Source organism: Candidatus Thiodiazotropha sp. LNASS1, assembly GCF_964212655.1.
Classification (GTDB): domain Bacteria; phylum Pseudomonadota; class Gammaproteobacteria; order Chromatiales; family Chromatiaceae; genus Thiodiazotropha.
The window spans coordinates 257,709-281,581 of record NZ_OZ156465.1 but is presented as its reverse complement, the minus strand read 5'-3'; the positions used below and the strand labels follow the sequence as shown (position 1 = coordinate 281,581).

The window sequence follows — 23,873 nt, the reverse complement described above, 5'->3', positions numbered from 1 at the left end:
GTTACGGCTTGACCTCAGACTCTGCAAGCCCATCACCCGGATTGACTGCACCCATGGAGAGGAGCATCTTCAATCCCTCATCGACACTCATATCCAATTCCCGTATATCTTCTTTCGGTACCAGCACAAAATAGCCGCCTGTCGGGTTTGGCGTGGTGGGTACATAGACGTTGACCACATCCCGGCCGGTCGCCTGCTGCACCGCCCCACCCTCTTCGCTGGTCAAAAAAGCCAGAGTCCAGAGCCCACGCCGGGGAAACTCGACCAAAACCACTTTACGAAACGATTTGCCTTTGTCGGCAAACATGGTCTCGACCATCTGTTTGACAGCGGAGTAGACCGATCTGACCAATGGAATCCGGGCCAGCAGCCCCTCCCACATGCTTACCACTTTTCGCCCGAATAGATTGGCGGCCACCAATCCGGTAAGGAGCAGAATCAGCAGGGAGAGCAGAACCCCCAGTCCCGGAATATGGAAACCTAACAGATTATCGGGGCGATAGGCCTCAGGCAGCAGTAATAGACTGGTGTCCATCCAGCTGACCAGTAAATTGATGACAAGAAAGGTGGCCCCAAGGGGCAACCACACCAACAGTCCGGCCACCAGATAGCGGCGAAGGAAGCTCATTTAACTATCCACCGGGTGCTTAATGGCACCCGCAGGAACCGCCACTGCAACTGGCCGCCGGCTTGGTTTCACTCTTGGCAGCTTTCTTCTCACTGCCTTCGCCATCATGGACGTTTTTCTTACTCCCGTTCTTGAAATCGGTTTCATACCAACCGCTTCCCTTGAGATGGAAAGCGGCTGCAGAGATAACCTTCTTGAGGCTATCACACTTACATTCCGGACATTCGGAAAGCGCTTGGTCACTCATTTTCTGGATGACTTCCAGCTGATGATCACAAGCCTCACAACGATATTCATAGATGGGCATCACAGGTTCCTCAATCGTTCGGTTGCGGCGGTATCGATGGTATCAGCGCCGCTGAATCGGGGAATCCTACCATATTGGGGGTGATAAACGACATTTCAAGACCAAATTCCACCTGACAATACCGTCGGACCGGTCTCTGCTCGAGCTCACACACGAGTGATTGTTTTGCGGTTTTACGCCGGAGAGTGGATACGGGCGGCAGAAAAGCGCCCAAAGTCATGCTCAATACACAGCCAGCAACGGCGAATCAGTCGTTCTGCTGATCCAACTGTTCTCTACGTTGACGCAGCATCTCACCCTGGCGCCTTGTGATGTGGCGGATCAAGGCATCCTGATCACTATTGCGGATGAGCGTGAAATTTATCCTGGTGTGGAAGGGATAGGCCGCATCTCCACCGATTGCCTCTTCGATGCCAACCACCTCGCCGTAGGCCACCACACCGGTAAATGAGGGCAACAGCAGCAGCTTTATCTCAACCAGGTCACCCACTTCCAACTTCTCGGTGATATCCATGGCAATGCCACCGGCACTCAGGTTAACCGAATGGGAGGGTCGATTCAGCAACTCATTTTCCTGTGCGAGGAAACTTTGTCCCAGTAAATTGATCTTGTCATCCAACGCCTTGAGATAGTCGGCTATATCAGGATCCCGCTGCTCGATACGGTGCAGGGGTGCGGACAGGTGCTGGCTGATGGTCTGTAGCCGGGTCATTACGGTGAATCTGTCTGTCCCCTGCATTTTGTCATCGATGCTTTCAGGTAACTCATTCAGGGTGATCACACGATAGCTGACCTGTATCGAATCATCGATGCGGAAGAACTCTCTGCGTTCATCCTGTGTCATTGCCTTCTCATTCTTCGTCATCTATCAGCACTCCTCTCCAGCTTACACTATTGTTCACTGGCCTTGATCACCTCACCGCTATCCTCATCCTCACCACGCTGAATCACAAGCTCGACACGTCTGTTTGTCGCCCTGTTTTCACTCGTATCATTGACAACCAGTGGTTGTGAATCGGCATACCCCTGGATCAGAAAGCGACCTTCATCAATGGCCGCATTACTCAGCATGGCGTGCACCACAGTCACCGCCCGGGCAGACGAGAGCTCCCAATTCGAGCGAAAGCGCCGGGTGGAAATCGGGATGTTGTCAGTATGACCGGCAACAATGATCTTACCAGGCGTGTTGGCTATAACATCGGTTATTTTTGAGATCACTTCGAAGAAATCGGGGTTGAGAGTCGCCCGACCCGATGGAAATGAACCCTTTTCCTGGATGCGAATGATAATTTTTGTATCCTCCGTCTCCACATCCAGCAATCCTTCCGAAATTTCGCCGTCCAGCATCTCCTGCAGCTCTTCTGCCTGCTCCTTGACCTCTTCCTCAATCTGAGCCTGCATCGCGGCCTTTGCCATGTCGATATCGAGATCCTGTTGGTCCTCAGCCTCGCTACGTTGATCCTCACTCTGCAGAAAATCCTGTTCCACATCCGTAGTCTGCTGGCGGAGCTCTTCTATCGGCGTCGGTTCCGGCTTTCCCGGGCTGAATTCCTGCATGACCACGCTGGTACCCTTGACGACGTCCATTACCGGGATTTCACGCTGGACACCAAAGGCATCCTTCATCGATTCGGCCATTTTCTTGAAACGTGCGGCATCGATCTCCGCGAAGGAGAGCAGCAAAACGAAGAAACACATCAGCAATGACATCAGATCGGCGAAGGTCGCCAACCACGGAGGAAGTCCGTCAGGGCATTTCGGGCATTCGTCCGCCATTTGGTCAGGTTTCCTGAACCGGACGCTTACCGGTTGGGAGATAGGTGCTCAAAAGCTGTTCCAGCACCCGTGGATTCATGCCTTCCTGGATGCCAGAGATTGTCTCCATGATCAGCGACTTGTTGGTCTTCTCCATCGCACTGGCCCGGGCAAGTTTGTCAGAAATGGGTTGTGCGAAGGCATTCGCGATAACGGCACCATAGAGTGTTGTCAGCAAGGCGACTGCCATGGCGGGCCCGATACTGGCCGGATCCGACATGTTCGCCAGCATCTGCACCAAACCGACCAGGGTACCGATCATTCCCATGGCCGGCGCCATGGTTGCCATATTCTTGAACATAGTCTGGCCGACCTCGTGGCGCTGAATCGTCAGATCGATATCCTTGGTCAACAACTTATTGACCAAAGCCGGATCATGTCCATCCACACAGAGACCGATACCTTGCTGGAGGAAAGGATTGCCGATCTCCTGCCCCTCCAAGGCCAGTAATCCGTTTTTCCGTGCAATGTCAGCCAGCTCAACCGCCTCTTCGATGAGTTTCTTAGGGTCGTCGGTCTTGTAGAAAAATGCCTTCATACCGATACTGAAGGAGCCGAGAAAGTCACCCAGGGAGACCTGCATCAATGTCACCATGAACGTTCCCCCTCCAACAATCAATAGTGAGGGAATATTCACAAACAGCATCACATCGCCACCTGAAGCAATAGCCCCGATAATGATGCCGAAACCACCCAATAGGCCGACCAGAGTAGCAATATCCACTTATTAGTTCTCCGAATCCCCGTTGCTTATTTATGCATCTTTGAAAAGCTGGCTGAGAGCAACCCGTCCCGGGTCGATCACAGGCGTTGCGCTAAGATTCCAATCTGTTTGTTTTAGCGGTAGGAAATTGGCAAACTTTAATTCCTCAAGGCCCTTAGGCGTTCACTCCGTAAGTCGTTTGAATCAGCATTGGATTGCTGCAAACCACGCTATCATGAGCAGAATTGTTACAAAAAATTTTACATTACCGCCCATATGTCAAATGAAAAAAGTGTACTCATAACAGGCTGTTCCAGTGGTATCGGACATTGCGTCGCAGCTGGACTGAAAAACCGCGGTTTTCGTGTCTTTGCCAGTGCCCGCAAAGAGCAGGATGTGGCGGATTTGCAGCGACAGGGATTCGAATCACTCCAGCTCGATCTCGATGACAGCAGTTCCATCGATCAGGCCGTGGATCAGGTGTTAAAAAGAACCGACGGACGTCTCTATGGCCTCTTCAACAATGGCGCATACGGTCAGCCCGGAGCGGTTGAGGATCTGAGCCGCGAGGCGTTGCGGCGACAATTTGAAACCAATCTGTTCGGCTGGCATGAGCTGACCTGCCGGATCATACCCACAATGCGCAGACAGGGAGCGGGGCGAATCATTCAGAACAGTTCCATTCTGGGTTTTATCACTCTGCCCTATCGTGGGGCCTACGTGTCCAGTAAATATGCCCTGGAGGGATTGAGCGACACGCTGCGCTTGGAGCTTGTGGGAAGCGGTATTCACGTCTCACTGATCGAACCGGGACCGATCGAAAGCAAATTTCGGGAAAATGCCCACAGGATGTTTCAAAAACATATCGACAGCCTCCATTCAGTCCATCGGCAGTACTACCAGTCCTTGATAAATCGTCTCGAAAAACAAGGACCTGCCGCTCCCTTTACCCTACCGGCGGAAGCGGTGCTGAAAAAGGTCATCCATGCCCTGGAAAGCAGCAGGCCCAAACCGCGCTATCACGTCACCTTTCCTACCCATCTGTTCGCACTACTACGGCGACTGCTCAGCAGTCGCGCCATGGATCGCACCCTTCTCAGGGTCGGGGGGAGCGGCAGACGCTGATAAGCCATCAAAGATTCCAGGTTGAAGCGGGAAGCCTTTGTGTGACATCATCCTTGCCCCTTATCTAACCTTGTTGGCCTGCATGAATTATGTCGAGTGAGAGCCCAACCCCCATTGAGATCAATTTGCACCAAAAATCCCGCCTCCTGGTCCTGCGCTTTTCCGATGGAATGAGTTTTGAGCTGCCCTGCGAGTATCTGCGTGTCTTCTCCACAGCGGCGGAGGTCAAAGCAAGTGACGCACCCGTCATAGGAAAGGAGTCGGTCAACATTACAAAAATCGAGCCTCAGGGTCAGTATGCGATTCGCCTAATTTTCGATGACGGACACGATACCGGGATCTACTCTTGGGAAACGCTCTATCAGTTGGGTGTCAAGCAAGAGAAAAACTGGAACAACTATCTCAAAACGTTAGAAACCATAGGCTACACACGCCAGGAAAACGGTCAGGGAGAACGCAAGATCAAGCTCTACTATTTCTCTTGGTTGGCTAATAAAACGGGTAGAGAGAGTGAAGAACTGGTATTGCCGCCTTCAGTGACAACCATTTCTGAGCTACTGAAATTACTCAGAAACCGTCGGCATCAGGTCGCTCAAGTCTTCGATGAATCGCTTTTGAGACCTACGATCAACAAGCAGTTTGCCGAGTTTTTCAGCCGCCTTGAAGATGGCGACGAGGTTGCATTGATACCCAATCGTCCGACACCACCCGCAACACCCGATCTGTAGGGCCTGTCAACACCAACCCGATCGGTGCTGTGGTAACTAAACAGACGCCGATCAAGCTGCGAGAAGAGCGGTTTGGTGATTCAAAATGAGCGACGAGCAACACCGAGTGGCGCTTTTCAGGCGTACCCCAAGGGCACTTCCTTCGGGGCGCACCCCAAGGGCACTTCCTTCGGGGCGTATTCCGTGGGGGGCTAGTGAAGCAATGGATTCCTGGCGCAATCCAGCCGGTGAAATACAGGTTTAAAGTGGATTCAGTTTAGATCGAAATTGAGTGTTTGCGGCTTTCCGTTGCGCACGATTTCCACCTGAATGTTCTTCACACCCTTCAGTTTTTCAATCAGTTTCATCGCCTCCTTGTCATTGGACAAGGTAATGCCGTTCACCGAGGTCACCAGATCCGAGGGTCGCACTCCCAGCTGGTTATAGAGTTCACGATTCTTTTGCGGCAAAATTCGATATCCCTTCATGCCTTCCCTGGATTTCACAGGCACGAAACGAACAAACTCAAAAATCTTCAACGGCTCATTGCGCAACAGATCACTATACTTCTTCAGATTTTTACTTGTGCTGTTGGTTGCCGCTCCCGGCCCGAATCCCGTTTGTGATGAGCGGCTTTTGGCCCTAGTGCTACCCCGGGTACTTGTTGTGGTTCTTGGCTTCGATACCTTGGGAAATCGTAACACTTCCGACTGCCCATTCCTCAACAACACCACCCGATCTTCGAAGACTGCCTGTAATGTAACTCCCGACATGACTGCATTGCCGACTTTATAGTATTTTTGCACGTTGCCCGATGTTCCGATGATGGCCTCACCCTTTTCAGCTTCATCAGCCACAAATACCCCATGCAGTGTCAAATTGAGTCGGGTTTCCGGTGCCTTGGTATCGATTTTCTTTACTGTTTTGGCAGCTCCTGCAACACCAAACAAGTGTAGTTCAGCCACACTGTCGAGCTGATTGGAGGTCGTCTTCCGCTGGGTGTTCGACGTGGATTTAACGCCTTGTGGTTGCATCTTCTGTTGAATCTCGGGTGCAGGTATCAGGCTCCATGTGAGATCCGCGGCTCGCCAACTGATCAGTAAAACCAGTATCAGCGCCACAGCCACCGGCAGTTGCTTGGTGAGCAGCTTCTCCAGCCATTTGGGGGCTGTCTTTTCCGACATCCAGTCGTTGAAATAGCTTTGAGCCTGTGTTGCGATGTTCATCGATCTCCCCGTATACCCGTTTATTCCTTACTTTTCGGATATCGCATCAGCTTTGGGTTAAGTTTGAATGCTGTTTTTATCTTAGCAAGCATTTTTTCAGCCAGTCTGTGATCCACCTCCGGCCCGACGCGAATACGGTAGTGGAGCTTACCGTTCAACCTGACCTTTTCCATCTGCGCCGGCAGATCTGCCTTACGTAGGCGTTTGACCAGATTTTCAGCATTTTTCTCATTCGTAAGACTGGCAACCTGGATCATCCATGCAGTCGGTGATGGTCTATTTGATGTATCCCCGGTTGCTTTGACCGGCTTCGATACAGGCGGCTTAGCTTCCTTGGTGACAGTCGGCTCCGGTTTGGAAATCTTCTGTGGTTCGGGCTTCGTTATTGCAGGCACCGGCTGTGGTTCAGCCGCCTTTGGCTGCTGAATCCTCTTTTCCGGTTTGGATTTATTGAGCGCCGGTTTGACCGGAATGGTGTAATCTGAGTCGGTACGCCTTTCAACAGGCTCTTCAATAAGCATCGGCACGAATATCACGACCAATGCAACTAGCACCGCGCCTCCCAGTAATCGCTGTTTGAGTCTCTCCTCCAATCCCATATTCACTATTCCAGCTTACGATTCAGTGACAAGTCGAACATGCTCCAATAATTCAGTCCTTGCCTGTTCAGGCAAGTATATCAGCTCAACTCCGGATAACCCTCATGACAAATTCAAATTGTGCATAGCCTCTCCCACAATCAGGAAGGACCCGAAGATCAGAATCAAATCCTGCGGTTCCGCCCGATTCCCACAGGCCTGGTAAGCCTCGGAAAAGGTATGATGACAGCTGATCGATTGTTTCACCCCCTCCTGCCTCAGGTTGTCGGCAAGCTGATCTGCCGTGCGACCGCGCCAGCCATTCAAGTCAAGCAGGTGCCAACTCACCAGATGCGGCCCTATCAATTGGACCGCATCGGCCGCATTCTTGTCCTGCAACATCCCGAACAACGCATGGATACGCCCCTGCCAATTCAACTTATCCAAGGCATCGCGCAAGGCTTCCAATGATTGCCTGTTATGGGCGACATCCAATAGTAATGCGGGTGTAGCCGGTATGAAATGCAATCGCCCCGCCAGCCTGACATCACGCAATCCCTCGGCTATGAAATTCCCATGCAGAGGAAAACGGTCCTGCAGCAGATGACACACCATCACAACCGCACTGGCATTCAGAAGCTGCTTGCTACCTGTCAAACCCGGTTCCGGGAGTTCCAACTCCACACCGTTCGGACCCGACCAAAGCCACCCGCTATCGCATGTCTGATGCTTGAAATCCTTACCAAACTGGTAGATATCCGCTTCTAATTGATCTGCGTGATCGAGTACCGACCGCGGCATGACCGGATCTGCCAAAACCACAGGCTTATGACCGCGTATTATACCCGCCTTCTCCCTGCCGATTGATTCAACATCATTACCGAGCCAATCGGTATGGTCCAGATCGATGGTAGTGATCAGGGCAACATCGGCGTCGATGATATTCACCGCATCGAGACGACCGCCAAGCCCAACCTCCAGGATCACCAGGTCCGGCTTCTCCGAAGCGAAACAGATCAGTGCCGCCAACGTAGCAAATTCGAAATAGCTCAGACTTATCTGCTCCCTTGCCTGATCAATCATCTCGAAGGCACGGCATAGCTGCTGATCGGAAACCGGCTTACCATTCAGGCGAATGCGTTCGTTGTAGCGGATGAGATGCGGCGAGGTGAAGCTGCCGATATGGATACCTGCCCGGAGGTAAATCGATTCAAGCATGGCTACACAAGAGCCTTTGCCATTGGTGCCGGCTACCGTTACCACCTGGGCCTGGAATGCAACCGGTTGCAGTCGCTGCCAAACGGTCTTAACCCGCTGCAAACCCAGGTCGATCTCTCTCGGATGCAGCTTCGCCTGCCAGTCAAGCCATTGATCCAAGGTTTCAAAACGCACCGTTGAGACTCCAACGACCCATATCGCAAACCTTCGACCAGGCTACAATAAATCTATATTTATGATTTACAATCAATAACTTAATTCAGGAAAAATCATAATTGGGGGAAATCCCCTGACGCTCTGTTGCAATAACCCTCAGGCCAACAACCATCAGGCCCTGGGCTTACTCAGCAAGATACTGAGCAAGTCGGCAATACGGTCTCGCATATCCCGGCGGTCAATGATCATATCGATGGCGCCATGATCGAGTAGAAATTCACTGCGCTGAAAACCTTCAGGGAGCTTTTCGCGCACTGTCTGTTCAATAACCCGGGGGCCTGCGAAACCGATCAAGGCATTCGGTTCCGCCACATTGATATCACCCAGCATCGCCAGGCTGGCCGATACACCACCCATGGTGGGATCGGTCATCACCGAGATAAAGGGCAGACCGCGCTTTTGCAGCCGCTCGAGTGCGGCGCTTGTCTTGGCCATCTGCATCAAAGAGAAGAGTGATTCCTGCATCCGCGCACCGCCACTGGCTGAAAAACAGACCAGAGGTGTGTGCCTCTCCAACGCCATGTTGACAGCACGCACGAAGCGTTCACCCACGACCGAACCCATCGAGCCCCCCATAAAGCTGAACTCGAAAGCGGCAACAACCAAGTCTATACCCTTCAATTGGCCACGCATGGCCACCAAGGCCTCTTTCTCACCCGAACCCTTTTGTGCCTGGCTGAGACGTTCTTTGTACTTTTTGCTGTCCTTGAATTTCAAGGGATCCACCGACTCCAGATTCGCGCCTATCTCCTCCTGGGGTTCCGGATCGAGAAAGGTCTCAAGACGACGCCTGGCGCCAATCCTGTTGTGATGGTTGCATTTAGGACAGACGTCGAGATTCCGTTCCATCTCAGCCCGGTAAAGAATAGCGCTGCACCCCGGACATTTGGCCCATAGTCCCTCCGGTACCGCACGTTTGTGTCCGGCATCCGTACGGATGCGGCTAGGCATCAGTTTTTCAAACCAACTCATAAAATGTACGACCCTTGTTATCTCGTCATTGCCACTGGATCCATAGATCCAGTTGGTATATATCTCAGCGTAATCAGTTTGCCTGGTCCATTGCCAATCTCATGGATGAGAGGACTTCCCGCAAAGATGCACCGATCTTCTCCGGTTCGTCCGCCAGGGCTTCCACACGTGAAACCAGTGCACTGCCGACCACTACGGCATCAGCGAGCGCAGAAACGGCTGCAGCGGTTTGCGCATCCTTGATGCCGAATCCGACCCCCACCGGCAGATCGCTTGCGGCACGAATCTCAGCCAGTTTCTCATCCAGGGACTGCAGATCCAAATGACTGGCGCCTGTTACCCCTTTCACGGAGACATAGTAGACGAAGCCTCCAGCCAAGTCACAGATCCGTTGAATACGTTCAGGCGTACTGGTAGGCGCCACGAGATAGATCTGATCGATCGATTTTGCCTGCAATAGCTGCTGCAGATCCCCACCCTCCTCAGGCGGAATATCGACCACCAGTATACCATCCACACCGGCCCCTGCCGCCTGTGTGGCGAATTGCTCATATCCCATTTTTTCAATGGGATTGAGATAGCCCATCAATATCACCGGTGTTTCAGCATCGAGCTGCCTGAACTGGGCAACCATCTCCAATACATCACGCAGACTGACATGGTATTCCAATGCGCGTTCACTGGCCCTCTGGATCACCGGACCATCAGCCATCGGGTCGGAAAATGGTACCCCCAACTCGATCAGGTCCGCACCAGCGGATACCAGATCGTGCATCAGGTCAACAGTTATCTCCGGGATCGGATCCCCGGCGGTGATGAAAGGAATCAGCGCTTTCCTGCCCTCCGCCTTGAGCTGCGCAAACTTCTTACCGATCTGGCTCATAACTGGATACCCTCTCGCGCCGCTACAGTATGCATATCCTTGTCACCCCTGCCCGAGAGGTTGACCAGGATAATCTGGTCCGGACTCATGGTAGTGGCAAGCTTTGCCGCATAGGCAAGGGCGTGGCTCGACTCGAGTGCAGGAATGATGCCTTCGATCCTGGTCAGATCATGAAATGCCGCAAGGGCCTGGTCGTCGGTCACAGCGACATAGTTGGCGCGGCCGCTATCCTTCAGCCACGCATGCTCCGGACCAACTCCCGGATAATCAAGACCGGCGGATATGGAATGGGTTTCTATAATCTGTCCATCATTGTCCTCCATCAGGTAGGTGCGATTGCCATGCAACACACCAGGTTGTCCGGCACAGAGCGGTGCAGCGTGCTGACCTGTTTCCAAACCGTTTCCGGCGGCCTCGACGCCATAGATGGCGATCTCCTTGTCATCCAGATAGGGGTAGAAAAGCCCGATCGCATTTGATCCTCCACCGACACAAGCGACCAGCGCATCCGGCTGCCGACCTGCCTGGCGTTCCATCTGGGTGCGTGCCTCTCTGCCGATAACCGCCTGGAAATCGCGTACCATCGTCGGATAGGGGTGTGGCCCGGCAACCGTACCGATGATATAAAAGGTGTTATCCACATTGGTCACCCAATCTCGCATGGCCTCATTGAGCGCGTCCTTGAGGGTTCTGGAACCCGATTCAACCGCCCTCACCTCTGCACCCAGCAGGCGCATGCGATAGACGTTCGCCTCCTGTCGAGCAATATCTACAGCCCCCATATAGACAACGCACTCCAAACCAAGCCTGGCCGCCACTGTGGCACTGGCCACACCATGTTGACCCGCACCCGTCTCCGCGATGATCCGGGCCTTACCCATATGCCTGGCAAGCAACGCCTGTCCCACCGTGTTATTGACCTTGTGGGCACCGGTATGGTTAAGGTCTTCTCGCTTCAGGTAGATCTGAGCGCCACCCAACTTTTCACTCCAGCGCTTGGCATGATAGATGGGGGACGGACGGCCGACATAGTGAGCAAGATCCTGATCCAGCTCCTCGAGAAACTCCGGGTCATTCATAAAACGATGGTAGGCTTGACGTAACTCTTCAAGCGGCGCCATCAGGGTTTCCGAGACAAAGAGCCCACCATATGGACCAAAATGCCCCTTTTGATCAGGTAGGGACCCAATGATTTTCTCAGTTGTCTCCACGCTTAACTCCCGCAATAAATGCCTCAATTTTCGCCGCGTCTTTAATACCCTTTGAGCGTTCGACACCACCGCTCACATCCACCGCATAGGGATGCACCTGCTTAATGGCCTGAGCCACATTTTGCGGATCGAGACCACCTGCAAGGATTATCCTCGAAGCCAGGGCTGCAGGTATTTGACCCCAATCGAAACACTCGCCGGTTCCTCCGGGAACACCCGCCTTGTAGCTGTCCAGCAACAGCCCTGCCGCTCTGCCGTAAGTCCGCGCAATCTCGGCTAGATCAATCCCCTCGCGCATACGGATCGCTTTGATCCACGGCCTGGCATATCGACTGCACTCATGCGCCGACTCGTCACCATGAAATTGCAACAAATCGATTTGAACTTCATGTATATATCTTTCAATCGTATCCCGATCCTGATCGACAAACAGACCAACTACCGTGACGAAGGGTGGCAGGCTTTCCACAATGGTCTTGGCCTGCTGTAGTGAAACGGCACGCGGGCTGGCAGGGTAGAATACCAATCCTATGGCATCAGCGCCCAACCGAACAGCATCGGCAGCGTCTTCAACCCTGGTAATGCCGCAAATTTTGATACGTGTTCTCATAAACTGCTGAAAGATACATGATGCATCACCCTGAGGCTAGTGTAGTGTTAACAGGCCCTAATACAGGCAAAAACCAGATCCGGGCGGTTCAGGGATCGCAAATGCCTGCGGATAGTCGACCTTCGTCAGATAGAGCCCTTGTGGCGGTGCTGTGACCCCACCCAGCGTACGATCACGCAACTCCAATACATCCTGAGTCCACGACTCATCCTGCTCGCCTTTTCCGATAGCAATCAAAACACCGGCGATATTGCGCACCATATGATGTAAAAAGGCATTGGCATAAACCTCGATTGAGATAAACTCGCCAAGCCGTTCGACCTGCAGTCGGTGAACTGTCCTGACCGGATGTTTGGCTTGACACCCCATCGCCCGGTATGAAGAGAAGTCGTGGGTACCGACCAGTGCCTGTGCCGCCCGCTGCATGCGCGACTCATCCAGGGGACGGTGAATCCAAACCGCCCGATCACGCCACTGGGCAGAACGAAAGCGCCGATTCAGGATCAGGTAACGGTAACGCCTGGCAACAGCGGAAAAGCGTGCGTGAAACGCTGCCGGGACCTGTTTGGCCCAACCGATGCTGATATCCAACGGCAGATTGGCATTGCTTCCCAACACCCAGGAGCGATCGGATCTTTCGGCATCTGTCTCAAAATGGACCACTTGCCCCGTGGCATGCACACCACTGTCTGTCCGGCCGGCACAGTGAACTGTCACCTCATGATCAGCCACCCTGGAGAGTGCCTGTTGTAACAACTCCTGTACACTCCGAACATCTCCCTGGTACTGCCAGCCGTGAAATGCACTGCCATCGTATTCCACACCCAGCGCTATCTTCATCACATACCCTGATTTAAATAAGGCTCTTCGCCACATAAAGTTGCTTTAATGAGTAAACAACCAATCAAATTATTTTAAATAAAAAACCTTGATCATGCCGCGAATGAACGCCAATCACCGCAAACTATCGCAAATAACAGGACATTGTTAGTGGTGATCGCATAAATAATTCCATCTAATTTCCGATGTAAGAAACCTTCATAGGATTTCAAAGTTCATAGCATTTGGATTACAAATCACTGACTGATTTTAAACAATTCGCGTTTATTGGCGGTGACTGGCGTGCATTAGCGGCTAGTTCTTTCTCTTTAACTTAGCTTTTTGATCTAGGGTAAGAGCAATAAAAAAGGGCGCACCGGAAGTGCGCCCCTTATGAGATTTGAAAATCTCTGACTTAAGCGCCGAGACCGTTGAGTAACTCCTGGGCCTCTTTCTGTTGTGATTCACTGCCTTCGCTGGAGACCTCGTCAAGGATGCTCTTGGCGCCTTCAATATCACCCATGTCGATATACGCCCGGGCCAAATCCAACTTGGTCGTAATCTCATCCGTGGAGTCGAGATCCAGGTTTTCACTATGACTTTGCAACAGACTCAACTCATCCACAGCTTCTGAGTCTTCGCTATCGAGATCAGACGAGAGCCCTTCCAGTTCCTTTTCGATACTCTCCAGATCCAGGTTATCCAATGATTCGGAATCTTCGAGTTCTATGGCATCGGATGCATCCGATGCACCCAAATCAGCAACAATCTCCGAATCTCCTTCAACGTCGGAAAGATCGAAGGGCTGAGGCTCTTCAGCGGCACTGCTCTGTTCAGAGTCCATATCCAGATCACTGAGATCGATATCCAGCGCCTCTTCCTCTTCCACCGGGCTCTCGCCAGACTCCATCTTGTTTAGAAATTCCGAGTCCAGCGACAGATTGCCTTCGAGACTTTCGGAATCCATTTCATCAAGATTTTCAAGACCACTCAGATCCATTGAATCGATTTCTATGTCAGAAGAATCCTGAGCTTCAGGGGTCTCGGCCATCTCTTCGGCTTCGATTGCCGGCTCGGAGCCGAGATCCAAGCCAAGGTCATCCAATGCCTCATCAGCCGCAGCGACACCGCCCGCGGCCATGCCGGCAGCCCCTGCGAAAAGCGCGTATGACGGATCCAGTTCTTTACCCATTGCAGCGATTTTTGACCAGGTTTCCGGCTCTTTATCCTCCAATCCCGCATCGTGGAGTTCTTGGGCAAGGGAGTTGAAATCCTGATGCTTTTTCGCAGAAAAGTAGATTTCAGCAAGTTTGTGCTTGAGCTCCTCACGTTCCGGATTCTTCTCTATCGCCTGCTTGATCAGCTCTTCAGCCTGTTGATAACGGCCATAGGCGATATAGACATCTGCCTCGGAGAGAGGATCGACTTCACCAGTCTCATCCTGCAGCGCATCGATATCACTGGGAGAGAAATCACTCATGAATGAGGTTTCATCAGTCGGCGCGGTAAGTGAACTGGAATCTTCCTTGCCCGTGGTCACGACACCACTGTCAGGCGACACCAGAATGCTCTCGGCGAATTCTGCTTCAGCCTCTTTCCGACGACGCATGATCATCCACAACAGGCCAATCAGCAATACCGCAACACCACCGACTATCCCCAACAGGGTGCTGTTTTCCTTGATACCATCGAAATAGCTCACTTTCTTCGGCGGTGACACGGAAACAGGCGGTTTCGCCGGTTCCGGTTGAGCCGTAGGCGCTGGAGTTGGGGCCGGCTCCGGCTCTACAGCGGGCGGGGTAGTTTCCGCTACAGGTGCTTCCTGCTGGAGGGCTTCATCAATCCGCGCCTCGATATCGACCTCTTCGATCACGGTACCTGGAGGAACAGGTACAACAGGCTTCTCAGCCTCAACGGTTGTCGGTTCCATTTCGGGTTCGGTTGCGGCAACATCCTCCGCCACCTCTGGCTCCATCTCTGGCTCGGGCACTTCTGCCGGAGCAGCCTCGACCGCCTCCATCTCCTCCATTTTCTCAGCAGCGATATCTTGTGCAGACTGTATCTCCGCCAACTGATCACTCTTCAGTGTGAGTAACCGCTGGATATCATTAATCTGCTTCTCCAGCTCCTGCACCCTGTCGCGCAGTGCATTGTTCTCTTGCACGACACCTTCATTGGATTCTCGAACAAGCATGATCTCGTCTTGCAAGCGATTGATCTCACTTTCGGATTCAGCCATGCCTTCCCGTTCGGCAGCTTCGCCCTCACCAGGTTTGGCTGAAATCAGACGCAGACGATCCTCTTCCTTGTCCTCGGTTTTGACGGGCTTTTTGGAAACCGCGGGTCTGCGTGCGTCACCAGTACGCCCTGCCTGCCAGGTCCTGGTCTGTGCAAGGAACTCGTCACGCGCCTCCTGCTTGGATATTGAGGTCACGCCCGAATCCTCGGGCAATCGCAGTATTTTACCGACCTTGAGGTTATTGACGTTGTTATTGATGAATGCAGATGGATTATGGCGCTGCAGTGCCATCATCACCTGTTCCACGGACTCATCGGACCGCTGCATGCCCTTGGCAATATTCCAGAGATTGTCATTGGGCTGTACAGGACCGTATTCCCTGGCACCAACCTCGCTGCTCGTCGAGGAGGTTACCATTGCCGGCCGAGACCTACTGACCTGGGTTGTAGGTGCCATTGTGGTTGTGGGAGATGTAACGGGCTGTGGAGCACGTTTCAGGGTAACCGGCGGATCAAGCAGTACCGTATACTCACGTACCAGTCTGCCTTTCGGCCAATTCACCTCAATCAAGAAATTCAGGAAGGGCTCTCGAATGGCATCAGAGCTCGAGATGGAGATCACCGGTTTGCCGGCGGGGGTCAGCATCGGAGCGAACTTCAGGCCAGTCAACAGATAGGGCCTCTCCATGCCTGCTTTCTCGAAGGCCTCGCGGGAGGCAAGCGAAACACGAACATCCTGCAACTCTTCCTGGGATACTGAAAGCAGATCGATATCGGCTTTGAAGGCTTGGTTGAGAGCAGACTGGGGATGAATTTCACCCAATCCGAGAGCCAAAGCACCAACGGGTGATAGGGCTGTTGCGACAGCCACTGCCAGAGACAGCTTACGAATCATGCTTCCTCCTTGCCAGAAAACATAACCCACCGGTCAAACTCATTCCGAAATATAGTGTTCAAAATGGTCCCCTGAACAGTCCCGATAGGTTTAGAATAAACTTAATAATTAGTCGCTAACTATAGCTGATAAATGATCTTTTTACCAAAACTTCGATGATCTTCACACTATTTTTTGCGATACTTTGCCAGTGCTAGCCGGCGACTACCCAAAGTGAGAAACAGGTCGAGTTTTTCACGCTGAATAAATACCCCTCTACTCCTGATAACCCTCTGTCATTTCCATCTGCTGTAAAACGACGCTGAATCGATCCCTCCACTCCTTGGCCTGAAATAGAAAACCCCGTCGTCAGCCGGCTGACTCTACGACGGGGTTACACACCATCAGCGCAGTCATTCTGTCGGTGCTTCAAGCCTCCAGCAGAATTTTCAACATACGCCGCAACGGTTCAGCTGCACCCCAAAGCAGTTGGTCACCCACCGTAAAGGCATTCAGATACTGTTCACCCAGATTCATCTTTCTCAGCCGTCCCACCGGGACGGACAAGGTTCCTGTAACCTGGGCAGGATTCAATTCCTGTATCGTAATATCCCGCGCATTCGGGATAACCTTTACCCAATCATTGGCGCTGGCCAATATCGACTCCACTTCGTCTATCGGCACGTCACTACGTAACTTTATGGTCAATGCCTGACTATGACAGCGCATAGAGCCGATTCTTACGCAGGTACCGTCGATGGGAACCGGTTTGTCGCCACGACCGAGTATCTTGTTGGTTTCAACGAATCCCTTCCACTCCTCCTTGCTCTGACCGTTTTCCAGGGCCACATCGATCCACGGAATGAGACTTCCCGCCAAGGCTGCTCCAAAATTCTCTGTCGGGAAACTCTCGCTACGGAGCGTCTCAGCCACCTGCCGATCGATATCGAGGATAGCAGAAGCGGGATCAGCCAGATAATCCCTTACCGACGCCTCGACTGCACCCATCTGACCGATCAATTCACGCATGTTGCGCGCACCCGCGCCCGAGGCAGCCTGATAGGTCATGGATGTCACCCACTCCACGAGATCCCGCTGAAACAGACCGCCCAGCGCCATCAACATCAAACTCACGGTACAGTTGCCGCCGATAAAATCTTTTGTACCGTTAGCCAGGCCGTCGCGAATAACCCCGTCATTCACCGGATCCAGGACGATCAGCGAATGGTCCTTCATGCGCAGGCTGGATGCTGCATCGATCCAATACCCTTGCCAACCCGCCGAGCGCAAGCTGTCATAGACCTTGTTTGTGTAGCTTCCGCCCTGACAGGTGAGAATGGCATCCATCTCCATCAAGGCATCGATATCAGTGGCATCTCTCAGCGGTGCCCGTTCTCTACCGATATCCGGGCCCAGCTGGCCGACTTGCGATGTCGTGAAGAATACCGGCTCTTCAATGGCGGCGAAGTCATTCTCTTCCCGCATGCGCCCCATTAATACGGAACCTACCATCCCGCGCCAACCAACAAATCCGACTCGTTTCATCTCTAATATAACCAAAAAAAAGTAATTCAGTAGCCCGCTGCGGCAAGCCGCAGAGCCTCTAGTTTAACTCAATGCCGATACCACGGCGTCGCCCATCGATTCACAGCTCACTTCAGTCATCCCATCCGACATGATATCCGCTGTGCGCAGTCCGTCATCCAGAACCCTGTCCACTGCATGTTCAATCCGATCGGCCATCACCGGCTCATCAAGACTGTAGCGCAACATCATAGCCACGGAGAGAATCGTTGCCAGGGGATTGGCCGTACCCTGACCCGCAATATCCGGCGCCGAACCGTGAATCGGTTCATACATCCCTTTACCCCGCTCATCCAGAGAAGCCGACGGCAGCATGCCAATGGAGCCGGTCAGCATTGCTGCACAATCCGATAGAATATCCCCAAACATATTGGTCGTCACCATCACATCGAACTGTTTTGGCCATTTCACCAGTTGCATCGCAGCGTTATCGACATACATGTGACTCAGTTCCACATCCGCATACGCCTCGCCAACTCGCGTCACGACCTCCCGCCAGAGCTCAGTGGATTCGAGTACGTTGGCCTTATCGACTGAACAGAGCCTGCTGCCGCGCTTTCTGGCAATATCAAAGGCGACTCCAGCGATACGCTCAATCTCCGATTCGCTGTAGACAAGTGTGTTAAAGCCCTGGCGTTCACCACTGTCAAGTTCACGAACCCCTCTTGGCTGACCGAAGTAGATGCCACCGGTGAGCTCGCGCACTATCATGATGTTGAGACCGGCAACGATATCCGCCTTGAGGCTAGAAGCCGCGGCCAGCTGAGGATAGAGGATAGCGGGACGTAAATTGGCAAACAGATTCAGCTCCGATCGCAACCCCAATAACCCCTTTTCCGGACGAATTGAGATATCCAATGCCTCCCATTTAGGTCCACCAACCGCGCCCAGCAGAATGGCATCCACCTCTCGAGCCAAATCAAGCGTGGCATCAGGCAACGGCCCGCCTGTTGCGTCGATCGCAGCGCCACCAACCAATGCCTCATCGAGATCGACGTCCAAACCGAAATCATCCCGCAGTACCGCCAATACCTTGACAGCCTCTGAAACTATTTCAGGTCCAATGCCGTCACCCGGCAAAACCAATATATTTTTACTCATCACTTTGTACCTTGCGACCGAGCAGAGTTCGGCAGCGATATTAATATAAATTCAATAAGTTATCTGTTATTTGTGATTCCAATACGATCAGCGTACCAATTACACGCGGGCGCTTAATCAGTAAACAACCAAGGGGCCTCTACCCGTCTACGCTTCTCATAGGCCTTGATATCGTCAACATGCTGCAGCGTCAGACCAATATCATCCAAGCCATTCAGCAGACAGTGCTTGCGAAAAGCATCCACTTCGAATGGGATTTGCCCATGGTCTGTCGTGAGCAGTTGATCCAACAGGTTCACTGTCATCTCCAGGGCCTCTTCATCGCTTGATTGCCGAAACAGGTCATCAATTATTTTTGCTTTTAATACAATAGGAAGCAATCCATTCTTAAAGCTATTATTGAAGAAAATATCGGCAAAGCTCGGGGCCAATATCACCTTGAATCCGTAGTCCTCCAGGGCCCAGGGCGCATGTTCACGGGATGAGCCACAACCGAAATTTTCCCGTGCCAGAAGGATCTGTGCAGCTTGATAGCGAGGATCGTTTAATACGAAATCGGGATTGACAGTTCGTTTACTGTTATCCATGCCCGGCTCGCCATGATCCAGATAACGCCACTCATCGAACAGATTGGGGCCAAAGCCGGAACGCTTGATCGACTTGAGAAACTGCTTCGGAATAATGACGTCTGTATCCACATTGGATCTATCCAGAGGGCAGACGATACCTGTAAATGTATTGAATTTATCCATTACTGTCTCCGCTTAATCCAAACCCGTTTTATCTGATGTTAAGATCGTCAAGGTCAACGAAACGACCCACTACCGCGGCGGCGGCGGCCATTGCGGGACTCACCAGATGGGTACGCCCCCCCTGCCCCTGCCTACCCTCGAAATTTCGATTCGAAGTGGAGGCGCAACGCTCTCCGGACAACAGACGGTCTGCATTCATGGCAAGACACATGGAACAGCCGGGTTCACGCCACTCAAAACCGGCATCGATAAAGATCTGATCAAGCCCCTCTTGCTCGGCCTGGGCCTTCACCAGGCCGGATCCAGGCACCACCAGCGCAAGCTTGACGTTGTCCGCCACCTTACGACCCTTTGCAATTGCCGCCGCTGCACGCAGATCCTCTATCCTTGAATTGGTGCATGAGCCGATAAAGACCTTGTCCAAAGCGATCTTGGTGATCGGCGTACCCGCTTCCAGGCCCATGTAGTCAAGGGCGCGTTGCATTCCTTCCGCCTTGACACTGTCGGACTCATTGGCCGGGTCCGGTACCACCTGATCCACCGCCACCACCATCTCAGGAGATGTGCCCCAGGTAACCTGGGGTTTGATGACAGCCGCATCCAGGGTCACCACACGATGGAATTCCGCACCCTCGTCACTGTGCAAGGTCCGCCAATAGGCAACTGCTTTTTCCCATGTCTCGCCGCTGGGGGCGTAGGGACGCCCTTTGACATAGTCGATGGTTTTATCGTCAACGGCCACAAAGCCGGCTCGCGCACCCGCCTCGATAGCCATGTTACAGAGAGTGAGACGGCCCTCGATGGAGAGATCTTCAATCGCCGAGCCGGCAAATTCGACTGCATAACCTGTACCCCCTGCGGTACCGATCCGGCCAATGATGGCAAGCACAATATCCTTTGCTGTCACGCCAGGTGCCGTTTTACCCTCAACCAGGATCCGCATGGCCTTCGATTTCTTCTGGATCAGGCATTGTGTGGCCAGTACATGCTCTACCTCGGAGGTCCCTATGCCATGCGCCAATGCGCCTATTGCGCCATGGGTGGAGGTATGGGAGTCGCCACACACTACAGTCATACCCGGCAGGGTTGCTCCCTGCTCAGGGCCGACTACATGAACAATACCCTGCCGTGTATCGAGCATCTTGAATTCAGTAATACCGAAATCTTCACAATTCGTGTCCAGGGTCTCGACCTGAGTCCGCGATATCGGATCCTGAATGGATTCAACGCCACCTTGTCGAGGCGTGGTTGGTACATTATGGTCAGGCGTCGCGAGATTGGCCTCGACCCGCCATGGCTTGCGTCCGGCCAGACGCAGACCTTCGAATGCCTGAGGTGATGTTACTTCATGCACCAGATGCCTATCGATATAGATCAGTGATGTACCGTCCTCTTCCGTACGCACCACATGAGAATCCCACAATTTGTCGTATAGGGTCTTGGCGCTCATCTCTCGTAACCTCATAAGGATCGTTCAAAAATGCTAGTGAAAAACATAGGGGAGTATGCTACATAATACAAATTCATAATTTTCATTTTTTCCATTCTTTAGAGGAATAGATATGGAATTAAATACCCTTCGCGCCTTTGTTCAGGTGGCTCATGACGGTTCATTCTCCCTGGCGGCGGAACATCTTTTTCTCACCCAACCCGCTATCAGTAAGCGCATAGCCACACTGGAGAGTGAACTCGATACCCGGTTGTTCGATCGCATGGGACGCCAGATCTTTCTTACCGAAGCCGGGCGGCATCTACTCCCGAGAGCGGAGCATATCATTGACCAGTTGAGCGATATGCGCCGGGAACTTGCCAATCTCACCGGCCGGGTTGCCGGAAGCCTGGCAATGGCCACGAGCCACCACATCGGCCTGCATCGACTGCCAGCCGTACTGCGCAGCTACAGTGACACTAACCCACAAGTCGATCTGGATATCCGCTTCATGGAATCAGAAAAGGCGTGTCAATCGGTGGAACAGGGGGAGTTGGAGCTCGCTGTCGTTACCCTCCCGTTGAATCCTGTTGACGCCCTGCAGAGCAGGATAATTTGGCATGACCCAATGGCTGTTGTGGTCGGACTGGACCATCCCCTGGCAAAACAGCGTGCAGTGAGTCTGCGCGAATTATTGGATTACCCTGCGGTTCTGCCATCCCGCGGCACTTATACCCGAAGCCTGATTGAGCAACGCATCGGCCAGCACCACCTGCATGTCAATTGCACGCTTTCCACGGATTACCTCGAAACCCTGAAAATGATGGCCACCATAGGTCTGGGCTGGAGTCTCCTGCCTGAGATCCTGGTGGATGATCACCTGGTTCAGTTACAGGTACCCAAGCTGAAGTTAAGCCGTTCGCTTGGTATCGTCACGCATCATAAACGTACCCTATCCAATGCTGCACGTGCGATGCGGGAGCTGTTACTGTTTTCCGGCAGTAAATAGCCCCGGCAACCCCCGATTTCTTCAGAGGTTGCCGGTAAGCATGTGTATACGATGTATCAATGCTGAAAGGTAACTGGCGAACACCGCCCGGGTTTGTCGATTGGCGGCAGCCAAGCCACAAACAGGATCAACGGGTTCTTGCACAGACGCCTTCGGGAAAAAAGAAGCTGATCTCAACCCTGGCCGTATCCGGGCCGTCGGATCCATGCACTGCGTTCTCATCCACCGTTTCTGCAAAATCGGCACGGATAGTACCTGCAGCCGCCTCTTGCGGATTGGTGGCGCCCATGATCTCACGGTTGCGGGAGATGGCGTTATCGCCTTCCAGCACCTGTACCATCACAGGGCCTGACGTCATGAAATCGATCAGATCTTTGTAGAAGGGACGCCCTTTGTGTACCGCATAGAATTCCCCCGCCTGTTCCCGGCTCAACTGGAACATCCGTGAGGCCACGATCCTCAAACCGGCGGATTCGAATCGGCTATAGATCTTCCCGATCACGTTTTTTGCTACTGCATCCGGCTTGATAATGGATAGGGTCTGTTCGATGGCCATGATGGAGCTCCCGAGTCAGTCGTTAGTGAATGGATTCAAAGGTTAGATTTCAATGCTGCGGTGCAGCATGCGCGCAACTTACTGCCCATCACAATTGCTGTCAAGTCATTTTGAGGACAGGGTACGATTTGTTGAATGCCAGGCCTGTCGCAGGCGCGCCTCAGCAGCGCACGCCTACTTGTCCCTATCGACCCAGCGCCAGGCTATGACAACCGCCAATAGTGCATAAGCTGCTGCAATCCAAAAGGTAGCGGCGGGTCCAATGCCACTCCAAAGATAACCGCTGAGGAGACTGCCGAAGGCCCCGCCCGCACCAAAACTGATACTGCTGTAGAGCGCCTGGCCCCTACCCTGATGGCGACCGATGAAATAGTGATGTACCAAATGAATGGCTGCGGCATGAAAGGTTCCAAAAGTGGCCGCATGCATGACCTGGGCCAGCAGCACCAGGAAAAGATTATCAGGTGCTGATCCAACCAGGATCCAACGCACCACCGCAATCACAAGGCTGATGATCAGCACCTTGCGCGCACCCCATTGATGCAACAGCCGGTGCATCACCAGAAACAGTCCCACCTCGGCGATCACACCAAGCGCCCACAGCTGCCCGATGACACTGCTGGAATAGCCTGCCTCTTCCATATAGATGGAGTAGAAGGCGTAGTAGGCGCTATGGCTGGCCTGCATAAGAAAACAGACCACAAGAAACGCGATCACATCACTCCGCCGCAACACATGTAAGATCGATCCCTGATCATGTTCCGGCATTACCGCCTCTTTCTCCGGAACCAGCAGGCTATCGATTAAGATGCCGAAAAAGAGAAGCAATACAAAATAGGGAATCACCTCAACGCCCCACTGGTCGAGCATGATCCCCAATGCGACAACGGTCAGGATAAAGCCGATCGAACCCCATAAGCGGATCAGACTGTAGCGTTGAATACGCTCCCGCAGGTAACTCATGGTGACTGCCTCGAATTGCGGCAGCGACGCATTCCAGAAAAAACTGAACAGCATCATCACCAAGGCGAACGGCCAGAAACCGTCTGCGATGAAGACCCCCAGAAAACAGCATAACGAGAGCAGCGATGCCAGGCGTACAATGGGCATACGGTGGCCGGTATGGTCACCGATCCAGCCCCAGATATTGGGTGCGATCAGTTTAGTGACCATGATCACCGCCATCAGCTCGCCGATCTCTACCGGGGTGAAACTCCGTGCTTGCAGGTAGAGTCCCCAGAAAGGGATCAGGGCACCGAGGGATGCGAAGTAAAAAAAATAGAAGCTGGAAAGACGCCAGTAGGGCATCCGC

Annotated in this window: 23 protein-coding genes and 1 pseudogene; 4 read left to right on the top strand and 20 right to left on the bottom strand. The window is 52.8% G+C overall.

Annotation, left to right across the window (positions count from 1 at the left end; all coding sequences use genetic code 11):
• Position 1: 1 nt before the first annotated feature.
• From AB8516_RS01090 to pomA, 5 genes are all read right to left on the bottom strand, one after another.
• Entirely contained in the window at positions 2 to 628 is a 627-nt protein-coding gene (locus AB8516_RS01090) for a DUF502 domain-containing protein (protein WP_369157238.1), read from the bottom strand.
• Positions 629 to 647: 19 nt separating this feature from the next.
• A complete protein-coding gene (locus tag AB8516_RS01085) occupies positions 648 to 935 on the bottom strand; it encodes an FmdB family zinc ribbon protein (protein WP_369157236.1) in 288 nt (95 codons plus the stop codon).
• Between the two features lie 247 nt (positions 936 to 1,182).
• Positions 1,183 to 1,800, bottom strand: a complete 618-nt coding sequence (locus tag AB8516_RS01080; protein WP_369157234.1) for a PilZ domain-containing protein — start codon at positions 1,798 to 1,800, stop codon at positions 1,183 to 1,185.
• A gap of 26 nt (positions 1,801 to 1,826) precedes the next feature.
• Positions 1,827 to 2,711, bottom strand: a complete 885-nt coding sequence (locus AB8516_RS01075) for a flagellar motor protein MotB (protein ID WP_369157232.1) — start codon at positions 2,709 to 2,711, stop codon at positions 1,827 to 1,829.
• Between the two features lie 4 nt (positions 2,712 to 2,715).
• Positions 2,716 to 3,474 carry a flagellar motor protein PomA gene (gene pomA, locus AB8516_RS01070; protein WP_108290650.1) on the bottom strand — a complete coding sequence of 253 codons (759 nt, stop codon included), beginning with the start codon at positions 3,472 to 3,474 and terminating at the stop codon, positions 2,716 to 2,718.
• Positions 3,475 to 3,729: 255 nt separating this feature from the next.
• Between pomA and AB8516_RS01065 the strand changes: the two genes are divergently transcribed.
• From AB8516_RS01065 to AB8516_RS01055, 3 genes and pseudogenes are all read left to right on the top strand, one after another.
• Positions 3,730 to 4,578: an SDR family oxidoreductase gene (locus tag AB8516_RS01065; RefSeq protein ID WP_369157229.1), complete on the top strand. Its 849-nt coding sequence runs from the start codon at positions 3,730 to 3,732 to the stop codon at positions 4,576 to 4,578.
• 89 nt (positions 4,579 to 4,667) lie between these two features.
• A pseudogene (locus AB8516_RS01060) lies at positions 4,668 to 5,021 on the top strand (gamma-butyrobetaine hydroxylase-like domain-containing protein); the annotation flags it as partial.
• Positions 4,998 to 5,306 carry a MoaD/ThiS family protein gene (locus AB8516_RS01055; protein ID WP_369163212.1) on the top strand — a complete coding sequence of 103 codons (309 nt, stop codon included), beginning with the start codon at positions 4,998 to 5,000 and terminating at the stop codon, positions 5,304 to 5,306. The pseudogene AB8516_RS01060 and the gene AB8516_RS01055, both read left to right, overlap by 24 nt.
• Before the next feature lie 251 nt (positions 5,307 to 5,557).
• Here the strand turns inward: AB8516_RS01055 and gspC are convergent, their stop codons facing one another.
• The 13 genes from gspC to leuC form a co-directional block, all read right to left on the bottom strand.
• Entirely contained in the window at positions 5,558 to 6,511 is a 954-nt protein-coding gene (gene gspC, locus AB8516_RS01050) for a type II secretion system protein GspC (RefSeq protein WP_369157227.1), read from the bottom strand.
• A gap of 20 nt (positions 6,512 to 6,531) precedes the next feature.
• Positions 6,532 to 7,110, bottom strand: coding sequence for an SPOR domain-containing protein (locus AB8516_RS01045; RefSeq protein ID WP_369157225.1), 579 nt, complete (start codon positions 7,108 to 7,110; stop codon positions 6,532 to 6,534).
• Between the two features lie 102 nt (positions 7,111 to 7,212).
• Complete coding sequence (folC, locus tag AB8516_RS01040) at positions 7,213 to 8,481, bottom strand: bifunctional tetrahydrofolate synthase/dihydrofolate synthase (protein WP_369157223.1); 1,269 nt, start codon at positions 8,479 to 8,481, stop codon at positions 7,213 to 7,215.
• Between the two features lie 153 nt (positions 8,482 to 8,634).
• Entirely contained in the window at positions 8,635 to 9,495 is an 861-nt protein-coding gene (gene accD, locus AB8516_RS01035; protein ID WP_108290660.1) for an acetyl-CoA carboxylase, carboxyltransferase subunit beta, read from the bottom strand.
• A gap of 73 nt (positions 9,496 to 9,568) precedes the next feature.
• The gene (trpA, locus tag AB8516_RS01030; RefSeq protein ID WP_369157220.1) at positions 9,569 to 10,378 is read right to left on the bottom strand and encodes a tryptophan synthase subunit alpha; all 810 of its coding nucleotides are present in this window, start codon (positions 10,376 to 10,378) and stop codon (positions 9,569 to 9,571) included.
• Entirely contained in the window at positions 10,375 to 11,589 is a 1,215-nt protein-coding gene (gene trpB / locus AB8516_RS01025; RefSeq protein WP_369157218.1) for a tryptophan synthase subunit beta, read from the bottom strand. Before trpB ends, trpA begins: the two co-directional genes overlap by 4 nt.
• On the bottom strand, positions 11,576 to 12,199 hold the full coding sequence (locus AB8516_RS01020; RefSeq protein ID WP_369157216.1) for a phosphoribosylanthranilate isomerase: 624 nt from the start codon (positions 12,197 to 12,199) through the stop codon (positions 11,576 to 11,578). The genes trpB and AB8516_RS01020 overlap by 14 nt, the downstream gene beginning before the upstream one ends.
• 57 nt (positions 12,200 to 12,256) lie before the next feature.
• Positions 12,257 to 13,039 carry a tRNA pseudouridine(38-40) synthase TruA gene (gene truA, locus AB8516_RS01015; RefSeq protein ID WP_369157214.1) on the bottom strand — a complete coding sequence of 261 codons (783 nt, stop codon included), beginning with the start codon at positions 13,037 to 13,039 and terminating at the stop codon, positions 12,257 to 12,259.
• A gap of 394 nt (positions 13,040 to 13,433) precedes the next feature.
• Entirely contained in the window at positions 13,434 to 16,151 is a 2,718-nt protein-coding gene (locus tag AB8516_RS01010) for a FimV/HubP family polar landmark protein (RefSeq protein ID WP_369157212.1), read from the bottom strand.
• Positions 16,152 to 16,559: 408 nt separating this feature from the next.
• Positions 16,560 to 17,675, bottom strand: coding sequence for an aspartate-semialdehyde dehydrogenase (gene asd / locus AB8516_RS01005; protein ID WP_369157210.1), 1,116 nt, complete (start codon positions 17,673 to 17,675; stop codon positions 16,560 to 16,562).
• Between the two features lie 63 nt (positions 17,676 to 17,738).
• Positions 17,739 to 18,815: a 3-isopropylmalate dehydrogenase gene (leuB, locus tag AB8516_RS01000; protein ID WP_369157208.1), complete on the bottom strand. Its 1,077-nt coding sequence runs from the start codon at positions 18,813 to 18,815 to the stop codon at positions 17,739 to 17,741.
• A 113-nt stretch (positions 18,816 to 18,928) separates the two neighbouring features.
• Entirely contained in the window at positions 18,929 to 19,567 is a 639-nt protein-coding gene (gene leuD / locus AB8516_RS00995; protein WP_369157206.1) for a 3-isopropylmalate dehydratase small subunit, read from the bottom strand.
• A 28-nt stretch (positions 19,568 to 19,595) separates the two neighbouring features.
• Positions 19,596 to 21,017, bottom strand: a complete 1,422-nt coding sequence (leuC, locus tag AB8516_RS00990; RefSeq protein WP_369157204.1) for a 3-isopropylmalate dehydratase large subunit — start codon at positions 21,015 to 21,017, stop codon at positions 19,596 to 19,598.
• Between the two features lie 112 nt (positions 21,018 to 21,129).
• On the opposite strand from leuC, the gene AB8516_RS00985 reads away from it, so the two are divergent.
• Positions 21,130 to 22,005, top strand: a complete 876-nt coding sequence (locus AB8516_RS00985; RefSeq protein ID WP_369157202.1) for a LysR family transcriptional regulator — start codon at positions 21,130 to 21,132, stop codon at positions 22,003 to 22,005.
• Positions 22,006 to 22,132: 127 nt separating this feature from the next.
• Here AB8516_RS00985 and ndk read toward each other — a convergent pair whose 3' ends face one another.
• Positions 22,133 to 22,561, bottom strand: coding sequence for a nucleoside-diphosphate kinase (gene ndk / locus AB8516_RS00980; RefSeq protein WP_369157200.1), 429 nt, complete (start codon positions 22,559 to 22,561; stop codon positions 22,133 to 22,135).
• Between the two features lie 174 nt (positions 22,562 to 22,735).
• Entirely contained in the window at positions 22,736 to 23,869 is a 1,134-nt protein-coding gene (locus AB8516_RS00975) for an MFS transporter (RefSeq protein WP_369163211.1), read from the bottom strand.
• Between the last annotated feature and the right edge of the window lie 4 nt (positions 23,870 to 23,873).